13 protein-coding genes are annotated in these 13925 nt (G+C 73.0%); 5 read left to right on the top strand and 8 right to left on the bottom strand.

Going from position 1 to position 13925, the window contains the following annotated elements; genetic code table 11:
* The first annotated feature begins 80 nt into the window (after positions 1-80).
* Both ACEXQC_RS09210 and ACEXQC_RS09205 read left to right on the top strand, forming a co-directional pair.
* Complete coding sequence (locus ACEXQC_RS09210) at positions 81-833, top strand: IclR family transcriptional regulator (RefSeq protein WP_374820730.1); 753 nt, start codon at positions 81-83, stop codon at positions 831-833.
* 85 nt (positions 834-918) lie between these two features.
* Positions 919-2094, top strand: a complete 1176-nt coding sequence (locus ACEXQC_RS09205) for a 4-hydroxybenzoate 3-monooxygenase (protein ID WP_374820727.1) — start codon at positions 919-921, stop codon at positions 2092-2094.
* 15 nt (positions 2095-2109) lie between these two features.
* Here ACEXQC_RS09205 and ACEXQC_RS09200 read toward each other — a convergent pair whose 3' ends face one another.
* Positions 2110-2904, bottom strand: coding sequence for an SDR family NAD(P)-dependent oxidoreductase (locus ACEXQC_RS09200; RefSeq protein ID WP_374820724.1), 795 nt, complete (start codon positions 2902-2904; stop codon positions 2110-2112).
* An 18-nt stretch (positions 2905-2922) separates the two neighbouring features.
* Positions 2923-3408, bottom strand: a complete 486-nt coding sequence (locus ACEXQC_RS09195; protein ID WP_374820722.1) for an Lrp/AsnC family transcriptional regulator — start codon at positions 3406-3408, stop codon at positions 2923-2925.
* Positions 3409-3498: 90 nt separating this feature from the next.
* Here ACEXQC_RS09195 and ACEXQC_RS09190 point away from each other — a divergent pair, with 90 nt between their 5' ends.
* Both ACEXQC_RS09190 and ACEXQC_RS09185 read left to right on the top strand, forming a co-directional pair.
* Positions 3499-4941 (top strand): aminotransferase class I/II-fold pyridoxal phosphate-dependent enzyme, encoded by a 1443-nt coding sequence (locus tag ACEXQC_RS09190; RefSeq protein ID WP_374820719.1) that lies wholly within the window; start codon positions 3499-3501, stop codon positions 4939-4941.
* Positions 4938-5606 carry a YitT family protein gene (locus ACEXQC_RS09185; RefSeq protein WP_374820715.1) on the top strand — a complete coding sequence of 223 codons (669 nt, stop codon included), beginning with the start codon at positions 4938-4940 and terminating at the stop codon, positions 5604-5606. The genes ACEXQC_RS09190 and ACEXQC_RS09185 overlap by 4 nt, the downstream gene beginning before the upstream one ends.
* A gap of 10 nt (positions 5607-5616) precedes the next feature.
* On the opposite strand, the gene ACEXQC_RS09180 is transcribed toward ACEXQC_RS09185, so the two are convergent.
* The gene (locus tag ACEXQC_RS09180) at positions 5617-5994 is read right to left on the bottom strand and encodes a hypothetical protein (protein WP_374820713.1); all 378 of its coding nucleotides are present in this window, start codon (positions 5992-5994) and stop codon (positions 5617-5619) included.
* 40 nt (positions 5995-6034) lie between these two features.
* On the opposite strand from ACEXQC_RS09180, the gene ACEXQC_RS09175 reads away from it, so the two are divergent.
* Positions 6035-6745: a metal-dependent transcriptional regulator gene (locus ACEXQC_RS09175; RefSeq protein WP_374820711.1), complete on the top strand. Its 711-nt coding sequence runs from the start codon at positions 6035-6037 to the stop codon at positions 6743-6745.
* A gap of 118 nt (positions 6746-6863) precedes the next feature.
* Here ACEXQC_RS09175 and ACEXQC_RS09170 read toward each other — a convergent pair whose 3' ends face one another.
* Genes ACEXQC_RS09170 through ACEXQC_RS09150 form a run of 5 tightly spaced genes read right to left on the bottom strand, consistent with a single transcriptional unit; the run spans position 6864 to position 13825 of the window.
* Positions 6864-8204, bottom strand: a complete 1341-nt coding sequence (locus ACEXQC_RS09170; RefSeq protein ID WP_374820709.1) for a cysteine desulfurase family protein — start codon at positions 8202-8204, stop codon at positions 6864-6866.
* Positions 8201-9070: a carboxylating nicotinate-nucleotide diphosphorylase gene (nadC, locus tag ACEXQC_RS09165; RefSeq protein WP_374822029.1), complete on the bottom strand. Its 870-nt coding sequence runs from the start codon at positions 9068-9070 to the stop codon at positions 8201-8203. Before nadC ends, ACEXQC_RS09170 begins: the two co-directional genes overlap by 4 nt.
* Positions 9070-11646, bottom strand: coding sequence for an L-aspartate oxidase (locus tag ACEXQC_RS09160; RefSeq protein ID WP_374820706.1), 2577 nt, complete (start codon positions 11644-11646; stop codon positions 9070-9072). Before ACEXQC_RS09160 ends, nadC begins: the two co-directional genes overlap by 1 nt.
* Positions 11643-12956 (bottom strand): quinolinate synthase NadA, encoded by a 1314-nt coding sequence (gene nadA / locus ACEXQC_RS09155; protein WP_374820704.1) that lies wholly within the window; start codon positions 12954-12956, stop codon positions 11643-11645. Before nadA ends, ACEXQC_RS09160 begins: the two co-directional genes overlap by 4 nt.
* Positions 12953-13825 (bottom strand): NUDIX hydrolase, encoded by an 873-nt coding sequence (locus tag ACEXQC_RS09150; RefSeq protein WP_374820702.1) that lies wholly within the window; start codon positions 13823-13825, stop codon positions 12953-12955. Before ACEXQC_RS09150 ends, nadA begins: the two co-directional genes overlap by 4 nt.
* Positions 13826-13925: the final 100 nt, after the last annotated feature.

Raw genomic sequence — 13925 nt, 5'->3', positions numbered from 1 at the left:
CATGCTCCGCCATCCGGCACGCCCGCTGGTCGCCACTCCCGATGAATGGGAACGCAGCCTCGCGCATGCGACGATGGGGCATGGCGAACTCCCCCAGCGGCGACTCGGCCACGGATCGTCTCGTGCGCATCCTCGACACCTTCACGCCCACCCGCACCGTGCAATCGGCCTCCGAGATCGGCCGCCGCTCCGGCCTGCCGAGCTCCACCGCGCACCGCATCGTGAACGAACTCGTCGCCGGCGGGCTGCTCGAGCGCGACGAGGACCGTCGGGTGCGCATCGGCATGCGGCTGTGGGAGCTCTCCACCCGCTCCTCGCACGCGCTCCGGCTGCGGCAGGCCGCGATGCCGTTCATGGAGCGGGTGCAGTCGAGGGTGCGGGAGCACACCCAGCTCGCCATCCTGGAGCAGGACGAGGCGCTCTTCCTCGAGCGCCTCAGCAGCCCGCGATCCGGATCGAACGTCACGAGGGTGGCGGGCCGGCTGCCGCTGCACGCGTCGAGCTCGGGGCTCGTGCTGCTCGCCTTCGGGGCGCCCGACCTGCAGGAGCGGGTGCTCTCCGCGCCGCTCGCACCGCTCACCCGGGCCACGCTCTCGGATCCGGAGGCCGTGCGGCGCAAGCTCGCCGAGGTGCGCGGCCTCGGCCACGCGATCGCCCCCGGCTACATCGAGGAGGTCTCGACCGGCATCGCGGTGCCCGTGCGGGATGAGACCGGGCGCGTCATCGCAGCGCTCTCGGTGGTGCTGCCCCGCGATTCCGAGGCGGATTTCGCAGTGGTCGAGCTGCACCGCGCCGCCCACGACATCGCGCGCTCGCTCGGCTATCGATCCTGACGCGGATTCCCGATCATCGGGAAAGCGGCGCCCGCTCTCGTGCCGCAGCTCGCACACTGGCGTCGACCCCGTCGAAGGAGACGCCATGACCACCACCGTCCGCACCCGAGTCGCCATCGTGGGGGCCGGCCCCGCCGGGCTCATCCTGTCGCAGCTCCTGGCCGACGCCGGCATCGACTCCGTGGTGGTCGACAGCCGCTCGCGCAGCGAGATCGAGTCGACGATCAGGGCCGGCATCCTCGAGCAGGGCACGGTCGATCTGCTGCACGCGATCGATCCCGGCACGAGGGTCGACACGGTGGGCCACCGGCACGACGGCATCGAACTGCGGTTCGGCGACGAGGGGCACCGCATCGACCTCCCCTCCCTCGTGGGCCGGAGTGTGTGGCTCTACCCCCAGCACGAGGTGCTCAAGGATCTGCTGGCTCTGCGGATCGGTGCCGGCCAGGATCTGCGGTTCGGTGTGACCGTGGAGCACGTCGACGATGGCGACCCCGCGCACCCCGCGGTCGTGGCGATGGACGCCGAGGGGGCGCCGCTCCGCATCGAGGCCGACTTCGTGGTGGGGGCCGACGGATCGCGGAGCGTCGTGCGCGCGGCCGTGACGGGATCGAGCACGGGCGGCTACTACCGCGAGTACCCCTTCGCCTGGTTCGGCATCCTGTGCGAGGCGCCGCCGAGCTCGGAAGAGCTCATCTACAGCAACTCCGAGCAGGGCTTCGCGCTCATCAGCCAGCGCAGCCCCACGGTGCAGCGGATGTACTTCCAGTGCGACCCCACCGCCGATGCCTCGGCCCCGAGCGATGCCGAGATCTGGGAGACGCTGCAGGACAGGGTGCCGGGCACGCGACTGCACGAGGGCCCCGTCATCCAGCGCGACGTGCTGCGGTTCCGCAGCTTCGTGGCCCACGAGCTGCGTGCGGGCCGGGTGGCCCTCGTGGGTGACGCCGCCCACACCGTTCCGCCCACCGGGGCGAAGGGCATGAACCTCGCGATCGCCGATGTGGTGCTGCTCGCCTCTGCCCTCCGCGCTCTTCTGGCTGAGGGCGACGAGCGTCTCATCGACGGCTACGCCGAGCGGGCGCTGGCCCGCATCTGGAAGGCGCAGCACTTCTCGTGGTGGATGACGAGCATGCTGCATGTCACGCCCGAGGCGACCGACTTCGACCGCCGACGCCAGCTCGGCGAGCTGCGCAGCGTGGTGGAGTCGGAGGCGGGGCGCACCTACCTCGCCGAGGCGTACACCGGGTGGCCGCTCTGACGGGGCGCCCCGCCCTCAGGGCAGGATCGAGTCGACGTACCCGCCGTCGACCCGCAGCGCCCCACCCGTGGTGGCCGAGGCGAGCGGCGACGCGAGGTACGTCACCATGTTCGCGATCTCCTCGGGCTCGATGAGCCGCTGCAGCAGCGACTGCGGGCGGTGCAGGCGCATGAACTCGCGCTGCGCCTCCTCCCACGGCAGGTCGCGCGAGACGAGTTCGTAGACGAAGTCCTCGACGCCGCCGGTGTGCGTGGGGCCGGCGATCACCGCGTTGACCGTGACTCCCGTGCCGGCAGCGGCCTTCGCGAAGCCGCGCGAGGCGGCGAGCAGGGCCGTCTTCGAGACGCCGTAGTGGATCATCTCGGCCGGGATGACGACCGCCGAGTCGCTCGCGATGTCGATCACGCGACCCCAGCCGGCCTCGATCATGCCCGGCAGGTAGCGGCGGATGAGGCGCACGGCGCTCAGCACGTTGGTGTCGAAGTAGCGGCGCCACTCGTCGTCGGAGATCTCGAGCGGCTCGACGGCGCCGAAGATGCCGAGGTTGTTGACGAGCACGTCGACCGCGGGCAGCTCGTCGAGCAGACGGGCCACTCCCTCCTCGGTGGTGACGTCGGCGGCGATGCCGCGGATCCCGGCATCGGGGAGCTCGTCGCGCAAGCGGCCCACTGCATCCGTCACCGTGCCGGTCGAGCGCCCGTTGACCACCACCTCGGCCCCTGCACTCGCGAGGCCGGCGGCGATGGCGAAGCCGATGCCCGAGGTGGATCCGGTGACGAGGGCGGTCCTGCCCGTGAGGTCGATGCGCATGCCCTCATCCTCCCGGCGCTACGCAGGCGCCGCAACGGCCTCCTCGAGCAGGCCGCGCACGCGGTGCGGCATCGCCTCCACGAGCGAGAGCGCCGTGCTCGTGCGCTGCACCCCCTCGATGCGGAGCATGCGCGAGGTGAGCCGGTGCAGGTGCTGCGGATCGCGCGCCACCACCTTGGCGAGCAGGTCGGCGTCGCCCGTGGTGGCGTGCATCTCCACGATCTCGGCGATCTCGGCGAGGCTCGCGGTGGCCTCGTCGGTGGCGTCCTGGCTGATCGCGATCCAGACGAAGGCGACGAGCGGATAGCCGAGCGCCGCCGGGTCGACGCGCCTCGAGAAGGCGCCGAGCGCACCGCTCGCGGTCATCCGCTTGAGGCGGGCGTGCACGGTGTTGCGGGCCACGCCGAGGCGGGATGCGATGGCGAGCACCGTGGCCTCGGGGTCGTCGTCGAGGGCGAGCAGGATGCGGGTGTCGAGGCGGTCGAGGTCGGTCACGCTGGTCATTCTGTCAGTTCCTGTGCGTCCTTCATGTCTGGATGCCCACTTTTGACTCCTCGAATTGCGCGTCTGTCCCGCGCTTCGCAGACTGAACCCATGAACCTCGCCCCTGCCGCTCCCCGCCCCCGGGCCGCCGTGCTCGACCTGCCGGCCTACGTGGCGGGCCTGCGGGCTTCGTCGGAGCTCACGGCGGCGCTGTCGTCGAACGAGAGCCACTACCCGCCGCTGCCTTCCGTGCTCGAGGAGGTCCTGCGATCGGCAGCCACCCTCAACCGCTACCCGGACAACGGAGCCATCGAGCTGCGCGAGCGGATCGCCGCGTCGCTCATCGGCACCGGTTCCACCGGGCCAGCGTTCGGTGGCCGGGCGCTCGGCGCGGGTGGCGCGAGTGGCCACATCTCGGCCGACCAGGTCGTGGTGGGGGCCGGCAGCACCGGCGTGCTGCAGCAGATCGTCTCGGCGGTGTGCGATCCGGGAGACGAGGTGGTGATGGCGTGGCGCTCGTTCGAGGCCTACCCGATCCTCGTGCGGCTGGCCGGCGCCGTGCCCGTGCTCGTGCCCCTCGATGCGCACGAGGGCCACGACCTCTCCGCCATGGCCGCCGCCATCACGCCGCGCACCCGCCTCGTGCTCGTCTGCACCCCCAACAACCCCACGGGCGTGGCGCTCGGCCACACCGAGCTCGCCGCCTTCCTCGACCGGGTGCCCGCCCACGTGCTCGTGGTCATCGACGAGGCCTACCTCGAGTACGCCGACCCCGCCGCGCCCACCGACCCCACCGCCATGGGGCCCACCCGACCCGGCGGCCCCGCCGCACCCACCATCCCCACCTGGCCCACCGCCGCGGGCTCCAAGGCGTCCATCGCCGTCGGGCCCGCCCGGCCCGGCGACCCCGGCGCATCCGCTGGCTCCGCCACCGGTGGCGGGCAGGACGTGCTCGATGCGCTGGCGCTGTTCCGGGCGCATCCGAACGTGTGCCTTCTGCGCACGTTCTCGAAGGCGCACGGGCTCGCCTCGCTGCGGGTGGGCTACGCGGTGGCCGCGGCGCCGATGGCCGACGGGCTGCGTCGCACGGGCATGCCGTTCGCGGTGAGCACCCTCGCCCAGCGCGCCGCGATCGCGTCGCTCGACGCCCACGAGGAGATGCACGAGCGCGTTGGCCTCGTGCGCCGCGAGCGCGCCAGGGTGATCGCCGCCGTGCGCGAGCTCGGCTACACGACCCCCGCCGGCCAGGCCAACTTCATCTGGCTACGCCTCGACGACGACACCCGCGAGCGCACCCTCGCCCGCCTCGCCGAGCACGACATCCTCGCCCGCGGCTACGCCGACGCCGGCGTGCGCATCTCCCTCGCCGACCCCGCCACCAACGACCGCGTCCTCACAGCCCTCGCCACCCTCGCGCCCGCCCTCGCACCACCGCCCTCCACCCCACCGCCAGCCACCCTCGCGCCATCGCTCGCCACCACCGAGGCATCGGCAGCGGTCGTGCCCCGCGTCGCCACCCTCACTTCCGCCACCGCGGCGGGGGTGCGCGCGTGAGCGTGGTCGAGCGGGCTCGGGACCGCGCTCGGGGCCGCCAGGGGGGCCGCAGCTCGGCGGGCACGCGCGATCCGCTCGCCCACTCGGCCGTCGAGGATCTGCTCGGTGTGCTCATCGGCACCTTCGTGGCGTCGATCGGACTGTTCCTGCTCAAGTCGACGGGCGCCGTGACGGGCGGCACCGCGGGGCTCTCGCTGCTGCTGAGCTATGTGCTGCCGATCCCGTTCGGGGTGCTCTTCCTCGTGGTGAATCTGCCTTTCTTCGCCCTCGCGGTGTGGAAGAAGGGGTGGAGCTTCACCCTCCGCACCGCCGTGAGCGTGGCCCTCGTCTCGGGCTTCTCGCTGCTCGTGCCGCTCACGATCGACCTCGAGCGCATCGATCCGGTGTTCGCGGTGGTGGCCGGCAACCTGCTGGCGGGCACGGCGCTGCTCATCCTCTTCCGGCACCGCTCGAGCCTCGGCGGGGTCAACATCCTCGCGCTCATCCTGCAGGAGCGCCTCGGCTGGCGGGCGGGCTACGTGCAGATGGGGATCGACGTGGTCATCGTGGCCTGCGCCTTCGCGGTCGCCCCCGTGCCCACCGTGCTGCTCTCCGCCGCGGGAGCGGTGCTCCTCAACCTCGTGATCGCCCTCAACCACCGCCCGGGCCGCTACCTCGGCACCTGACCCGCGTCGCTCAGGCGGCGGGGGTCAGCAGGTCGGTCGCCACGGCCGCCACCAGCGCCACCGCGAGCACCACGAGCAGCACCGCCCCGGCCACGCGCCCCGCGAGCGGACGACCCTCCCGCGAACGCACGCGCAGCCCCGCGAACAAGGCACCGGCCCCCGCGAGCAGCAGCGCCACCACCGCCGCGGTCAGCACGATCGTGACGCCCACCCCGATCTCAGGCGTGTGCAGGTACCCGAGCACGAGCGCCCCGAGATACACGATCGCGGCCGTGATGACACCGGCCAGCACACGCGTGCCGATGTCGCGCCAGAACTTCTCCTCGCGGAGCCACTGCGCGGGCAGGCTCCACGGGTTCCGCGCCTCGTTCTCGGTGTCGTCGGCCACCTCTGCACCCTATCGGCGCGCGGCCTAGGCTGAAGGCATCATGTCGATGACACACGGCCAGGACACTGCGGCGGAGAACTACCTCAAGACCATCTACGCCCACACCGAGTGGCAGCCCGCCCCCATCACTCCGTCGGTGCTCGCGGCCCGGCTCGGGATCGCCCCCTCCTCCGTGACCGAGATGGTCAAGAAGCTCGCCGCCGCCGGCCTGCTCACCCACGTGCCCTACGGACCGCTCAGCCTCACCCCGGCCGGGCGGCTGCGCGCCGCCGGGGTGCTGCGCCGCCACCGCCTCATCGAGACCTGGCTCGTGCAGGAGATGGGCTACGCGTGGCACGAGGTGCACGACGAGGCCGAGGTGCTCGAGCACGCCGTGAGCGACCGCCTGCTCGACTCCATCGACGAGCGGCTCGGCCACCCCGCGCAGGATCCGCACGGCGATCCCATCCCCTCCGCCTCCGGGCGCGTGCCGTCGTTCGACGCGGTGCTCCTCGCCGAGGCGCGTGCGGGGCACGAGGGTCGCGTGGTGCGCATCAGCGACCGCGACCCCTCGCTGCTGCAGGCCCTCGCCGAGCAGGGCATCGGACCGGGCACGGCCGTGCGCGTGGTCACGTTCGCCGAGGCCGGCTACCCCGACCCGTCCATCACCGACCCGGGCGCGCCCGTGCCCGTCGTGCTCATGCTCACCGAGGTCGCGGGAGCCCCGCCCGTGGAGGTGCACGCCCCCGACGCTCTCTGGCTCACCGCCTGACCCCGGCACCCGCCCCACCACTACCCTTACCCCACCCCCTGCGCGGTAGCGCCAACGGATGCTCCGCGGCCGGTTTCAAGCGGTTGGCGCTACCTGGTGAGGGTGGGCGCGGGTCGGGTCAGGGTGCGAGGGCGCGGATGTCGGCGAGTGCCGCCTCGAGGGCGGTGGCCGCGGCGTGCAGGTCGGCGGCGGTCGTGGCGGGGGTCAACGTGAAGCGCACCGCCGTCTGAGCCACGTCGGGAGCGATCCCGAGCGCCAGCAGCACCGGCGAGGGGTCGTCGCTGCCCGCGGCGCACGCCGATCCGCTCGACACGACGACCCCACGCTCCTCGAGCTGCAGCAGGATGCTCTCCCCACTCATCCCCGGAAAGCAGAACGACGCCACCGACGGCAGCCGCGCATCCGCCCCACCCCTCGCGTCACCTGCGAGCATGGCCGCGGACGCACCGGAGGCACCGGAGGCATCGGATGCAGCGGATGCGCCGGGCGCCGCGCCGAGCCGCCGACCGAGCGCGGGCCCTGTGAGGATCGCGCCAGGCACCCGCTCGAGTACCTCGCGGATGAACTCGTCGCGCAGAGCCGCCGTGCCCGCCGACACCGGGGCCGCGGTCGGGGCCGCGGTGGAGTTCGAGGCGGAGGTGGGGGTGGAGGTCGGGGTCGAGGTCGAGGCGGAGGTGAGGGTGGTGATGGGCGGCTGGAGGTGCCGCAGCGCCTCCGCCAAGCCCACCGCGAACGCCACGTTCTCGGTGCCCGAGCGCAGTCCCCGCTCCTGGCCGCCGCCGTGCACGAGCGGCTCGATCCGCAGCCCCCGCCGCAGCGCGAGCACCCCGATCCCCTTGGGCGCCCCGAGCTTGTGCCCCGAGAGGCTCAACGCCGTCACCCCCGCCATGCCGGGCCCGTCGAGCCGGATGTCGAGCCACCCCGCCGACTGCACCGCATCCGTGTGGAAGGGCACCCCGAGGGCGGCCGCCCGCGCGGCCAGCGAGGCGAGAGGCTGCACCATGCCCACCTCGTTGTTCGCGTGCATCACCGTGGCGAGCGTCGTCTCCGGCCGCAGCGCCGCCTCGAAAGCGTCGGGGTCGACGAGCCCCTCGGCATCCACCCCCACGACCGTCACCTCGAACCCGTGCACCCGCTCCAGGAACTCCACCGACTCCACCACAGCCGGGTGCTCGATCGCACTCCGCACGAGGTGCCGCCCGCGCGGCGCCGCCAAGGCGATGCCCTTGATCGCGAGGTTGTCGGCCTCCGTGCCGCCCGACGTGAACACCACCTCGCTCGGCTTGCAGCCCAGCCACGCGGCCACCGTGCGTCGCGCCTCGTCGAGCGCGCGGGCGGCCGAGCGGCCGGGCCCGTGCTGGCTCGACGGGTTGCCGAACTCGCCCGTGAGGTACGGCCACATCGCCTCGAGCACCTCGCGGCGCACGGGCGAGGTGGCGGCGGCGTCGAGGTAGATCACGGGCGGTCGTGGCCCGCGAAGGTCACGTCGAGGCCGAGGTCGAGCGAGCGCACGCTGTGGGTGAGGGCGCCCACCGAGATGATGTCGACGCCGGTGGCCGCGATGGCCGCGACCGTGCCGAGGTCGACGCCGCCGCTCGCCTCCACGAGCGCCCGCCCGGCGACGAGTGCGATGCCGGCCCGCAGGTCGTCGAGCGAGAAGTTGTCGAGCATGATCGTGTCGACGCCGGCCGCGAGCACGGGCTCGATCTGGTCGAGGCGGTCGACCTCCACCTCGAGGTGCGTCGTGTGCGAGAGGCGCTCGCGCACCGATCGCAGGGCCGCCGTGACGTCGCCGTCGTGCTGGGCGGCGAGCACGGCGAGGTGGTTGTCCTTGGCGAGCACGGCATCCGAGAGCGAGAAGCGGTGGTTGTGGCCGCCGCCCGCCCGCACGGCCGCGCGTTCGAGGGCGCGCAGGCCTGGGGTGGTCTTGCGGGTGTCGACGATGCGCGCGCCGGTGCCCGCCACGGCCTCGACGTAGCGGGCGGTGAGGGTGGCGATGCCGCTCAGGCGCTGCATCAGGTTGAGGCCCACCCGCTCGGCCCGCAGCACGCCGCGCGCCGGGCCCTCGACGGTCGCGAGCACGGTGCCCGCGTCGAAGCGCGCGCCCTCCGCTCGCTGCAGAGTGGTGCGGATGCGCGGATCGACGAGCCGCATCGCCGCCGCGAACACCTCACCGCCGCTCAGCACACCCGCTTCGCGCGCCACGACCTGCGCGGTCACCTGCGCCTCCTCGGGAATGAGGAGCTCGGAGGTGATGTCGCCCCACGGCGCATCCTCGGCGAGGGCGCGGGCCACGACGTCGTCGATCATCTGGGTGGTGAGCATCACGCGAGCACCTGCTCCTTCGTCTTCGCGGTGGTGGATGGCGATCCCGGCCCGTCGCCGGTGGTGGGCCGAACCGAGCCCCCCTCGCCGTTGGCCGGCCGAGCCGAGTGTCCCTCGCCGGCGGCCCGGCATGCGACCTCATCGGTGGCGGATCGGGGCGCGATCTCGTTGACGGTGGCGGATCGGGGCGCGACTTCGTTGACGGTGGCGGTTTGGGGCGCCGGCTCGTTATCGGCGGCGGGTCGGTGCGCGGGAGGTGCCGCCACGGAATCGGCGCGGAAGTGAGCGCCGCAGGACTCCCGCCTGGCCAGCGCCGCGGCCGCAGTGGCGCGCGCCAGCAGCAGCAGGTTCGCGGTCTCGAGCTCCTCGACGGTGGCGTGCGCCGGATCGACCGGCCCATCCCACCTCGGATCCCGCCCATCCCACTTCGGATCCGGCCCATCCCACGCGGCGAGCGCCTCGGCCGCCAGCCGCAGGCCCTCCGCATCGCGGTGCACCCCCACGTGCCGCCACATCACGGCCTGGATCGCCGCCCGATCGGGCATCCGCGATCCCGCATCCCGCACCGGCGCCGCATCCCCGCGCTCCGTCCCCACCGACGCGACGCGTCCATGATCCGTCCCCACCGATGCCACCTCGGCCGGTGGAAACGACGGGCCGGGGGTAGCCCACAGGGTGGGGGTGGCAGACAGGGTGGCGGTGCCAGACAGGGTGGCGGTGGCAGGCGGGGTGGCGGTGGCAGGCGGGGTGGCGGTGGCAGGCGGGGTGGGCAGGGTCGCGGCGAGCGCTCGGCCCGCTCGGTGGCCGAAGACGAGGCCCTCGAGCAGCGAGTTCGAGGCCAGCCGGTTGGCGCCGTGCACCCCGGTCTGCGCGACCTCGCCCACCGCCCACAACCCGGGCAGGCTCGTGCGCCCATCGAGATCGGTCACCACGCCGCCCATGCTGTAGTGGGCGGCGGGCGCCACGGGCACCGGATCGCGCGCCCAGTCGAACCCCGCTGCCCGACAGGCGGCCGAGATGGTGGGGAAGCGGCGCTCGAGCTCGTCGGCGCCGATGCCGCGTGCATCGAGCACCACGGGTGCGCCGGTGCGCTCCATCTCGAGGGCGATCGCCCGCGCCACCACGTCGCGCGGCGCGAGCTCGGCCAGCGGATGCACGCCCAGCATGAACCGCTCCCCCGCCGCGTTCAGCAGCACGGCTCCATCGCCGCGCACCGCCTCCGACACGAGGAAGCTCCCGGGCACGGCGAGCGCCGTCGGGTGGAACTGCACGAACTCCAGGTCGGCCACCTCGGCACCCGCCCGCAACGCAGCGGCGATCCCGTCCCCGGTGGCGACCGCAGGGTTGGTGGTGAACGGGTACAACTGCCCCGCACCCCCACTGGCAAGCACCACGGCATCAGCCGGAAGCACCTCCACAACCCCGCCCCGAAGCACCTCCACCCCGCACACCCGCCCCGCGCCCTCAAGCCCCGCGCCCCCTGAGTCGCGCCTATCTGCTGCCAAAACCCCCGAATCCGCCGCTTTATCGACACTTAGCCGCGACTCACCCTCGCCCGCGGTGGCGGAGGGGATGGGAGCGGACGGGATGGAGGTGGCTGGGGTCGACCGAATGGGGGTGGGGTCGGTGGAAATGGGGGTGGGGTCGGTGGCGGGCGGGCCACCTGCGAGCACGAGGTCGACGAGGAAGGCGTGTTCGAGCACGGTGATGCGCGCCGCGCGAGCCGCACGCACGAGCGCCGTCTGCACGCTGAGCCCGGTCGCGTCGCCCCCCGCATGCACGATCCGGTGGAACGAGTGCGCCCCCTCCATCCCCGCATCCAGCCCCGCCAGATCCGCGCTGCCCGCATCCCCAGCAGCAGCACCCGCGGCAGCACCCTCGGCATGATCGAATCCACCGGCCCAGACCCCGGCCGTTGCGCCACCGCTGCGCGCTTCGCCACCGCCACTGCCACCGCTCGTGGCTGCCGCGGCGGTGTGGTCGTGGCGGTCGAACTGCACGCCCCACGCCATGAGGTCGCGCAGGCGATCGGGCCCCTCAGTGCAGAGCACGCGCACGGCCTCCGGATCGCAGAGGCCCGCCCCCGCCACGAGGGTGTCGGCGATGTGCGACTCCACGCTGTCGCCGGGCAGCACCGCACTCGCGATGCCACCCTGCGCCCACCGCGTGCATCCGTCGTCGATCGCGGCCTTGGTCACCACGGTGATCTCGGCATCCGCCCGCAGCCCCCGCAGCGTCAGCGCCGCCACGATCCCCGCGACCCCGCTCCCCACCACGACCACCCGAGCCCCGCCCGCCGACGCACCCACTTCCGCGCCACCCGCAGGCGCCACCGCACCACGAACCGCCGCAACCCGCGCATCACCCGCAGCCGCACCACGTGCATCCGCAGCCGCGACCGGCGCACCTTCCGCGTCCGCGCCGCGCTCATCCACCACCACACCACGCGCCGCCGCGCCGCCCGCACCTGCGCCGCCCGCACCCGCGCCGCGCTCATCCGCGCCGGGCACACCCGACGCCGCCGCCACCGCGCTGGGCGACTCTGGGCCGGGCGCACCGGACTCCGGGGGTGTCATGGGCGGGCCGCGAGCATGCGGTCGAGGGCGACGCGCGCCGGGACCGCCACCTCGGAGTCGACCGCGATCCGGTTGAGCACCACTCCAGGCCCGCCGTCGACCCCCACGAGCGACTCCAGCACCCACGCCAGATACCCCGGGTGGATGCGGTACATCGTCGAGCACGGGCAGATCACGTCGTCGAGGCAGAAGATCGTGTGCTGCGGGTACTCGTTCGCGAGCCGCTGCACGAGGTTGATCTCGGTGCCGATGGCGAAGGTCGACCCGGCGGGCGCCGCAGCGATCGCCTTCACGATGAAGTCGGTCGAGCCCGCGGCGTCGGCCGCATCCACGACCGCCATGGGGCACTCGGGGTGCACGATCACCTGCACCGAGGGGTGCGCCTCCCGCGCCCGCTCGATCTGCGCCACCGTGAACCGCTTGTGCACCGAGCAGAACCCGTGCCACAGGATGACCTGCGCCGAGAGGAGCTCCGCCTCGGTCGACCCCCCGAGCGCCTTGCGCGGGTTCCACATCGGCATGCGCTCGAGCGGCACCCCCATGGCCTTCGCGGTGTTGCGCCCGAGGTGCTGGTCGGGGAAGAACAGCACCCGCTGTCCCCGCTCGAACGCCCACTCCAGCACGGTCGAAGCGTTCGACGACGTGCACACGATGCCGCCGTTGCGCCCGCAGAACCCCTTGAGCGCCGCCGACGAGTTCATGTACGTCACGGGGATGACCGGCACGCGCCCGGATGCGTCGGGCGAGGTCCCGTACAGCTCGGCCAGCTCGGCCCACGCCTCCTCCACCGAGTCGATGTCGGCCATGTCGGCCATCGAGCATCCGGCGGCCAGGTTCGGCAGGATCACCGACTGGTGCGGCTGGGCCAGGATGTCGGCCGTCTCGGCCATGAAGTGCACCCCGCAGAACACGATCGCCTCCGCCTGCGGCACGGTGAGCGCCGCGTTCGCGAGCTGGAACGAGTCGCCCACGAAGTCGGCGTACTGCACCACCTCGTCGCGCTGGTAGAAGTGACCGAGCACCACCACGCGGTCGCCGAGCGTGGCCTTGGCGGCACGGATGCGCGTGTCGAGCTCGCTCTTCGACGCCGTCTTGTACTCCTCCGGCAGGTCGCCCTGCCTGGGCGTGTCGGCGGGGATCGGATCGGCCTGCGAAGCGCCGGGGCCGTAGGTGGGCGGGCGCAGGTCGAAGGTCCAGGGCCCGTCGGCGAGCTCGGGAGCACAGGTCTCGCCCGTGGTGCCGGGCGCTGCCGGGATGCCGGCGGCGAGGAGCTGGATCGCGTCGTCGACCGAGAGTGCTGTCGAGGTCATGGCTGCGGCTTTCTGCTGGGGATGGGGTCGGGGCTGGTGGAAGGAGCGGATCCGGCACCCGCACCACCTGCGGGCGTCACGGGCGGCGAGGCCGGCGTACCGACGCGCGAGAGCGGCCCGCGATCCGCCGCCTCGACGGCGTTGTTGTAGCGGTAGAGCTTGGGCGGCCGGTAGCTCGTGCCCGTCACGCGCTTGCCGGTGGGCACGATGGCGTTCGACGACTCGATCTGCCGCCGGAAGTTCGCCGGATCGAGCGTGCGTCCCAGCACCGACTCGTGCACCTCCCGCAGCTCGGCGAGCGTGAACGTGTCGCCGAGGAAGGCGTGCGCGATGCGGCTGTACTCCACCTTGTTGCGCAGCCGCCACAGGGCGTACTCGATGATGACGTCGTGGTCGAAGGCCAGATCCGGCAGGTCGTCCACGGAGAACCAGCGCACGTTCTCGGCGGCACGATCCGACTGGATGACCTCGTCGGAGTTCACGAGCGCCCAGTACACGATCGACACCACACGATCCTTCGCCCCCTCCGGCGACCGGTCGAGCGTGCCGAACGCGTAGAGCTGCTCGAGGTAGTTGGGGGCGAGGGCGGTGGTGGCGCCGAGCGTGCGGGCGGCCGCGGCCTCCAGATCCTCGTCGAGCCCGAGCGGACCGCCGGGCAGCGCCCACTGCCCCTCGTACGGAGGCCGGATGCGCCGCACCAGCGGCAGCCACAGCGCAGGCAGCGGCGCGCCGCTCTCCCCCGGCTCGACCCCCTGCGGATCCACCGCGCCCGCCGCGCCCCGAGGCCGCAGCGCGAAGATCACCGTCGACACGGCGAGCGCCAGAGCACCCGCCACCGCACCACCATCGGCTCGCACATCCGGAGTCATCGCATCCACCCCCTAAAGGTGAACCCGACTATAACCCTTAAAGTCACGAACACCCAAACCTGTCTGTGAAATCCGCGACTTCTCCACAGGTCTCCGGATG

Source organism: Herbiconiux liukaitaii, assembly GCF_041927495.1.
Taxonomy (GTDB): Bacteria; Actinomycetota; Actinomycetes; order Actinomycetales; family Microbacteriaceae; genus Herbiconiux; species Herbiconiux liukaitaii.
This window is presented reverse-complemented; position numbering and strand designations above follow the sequence as displayed.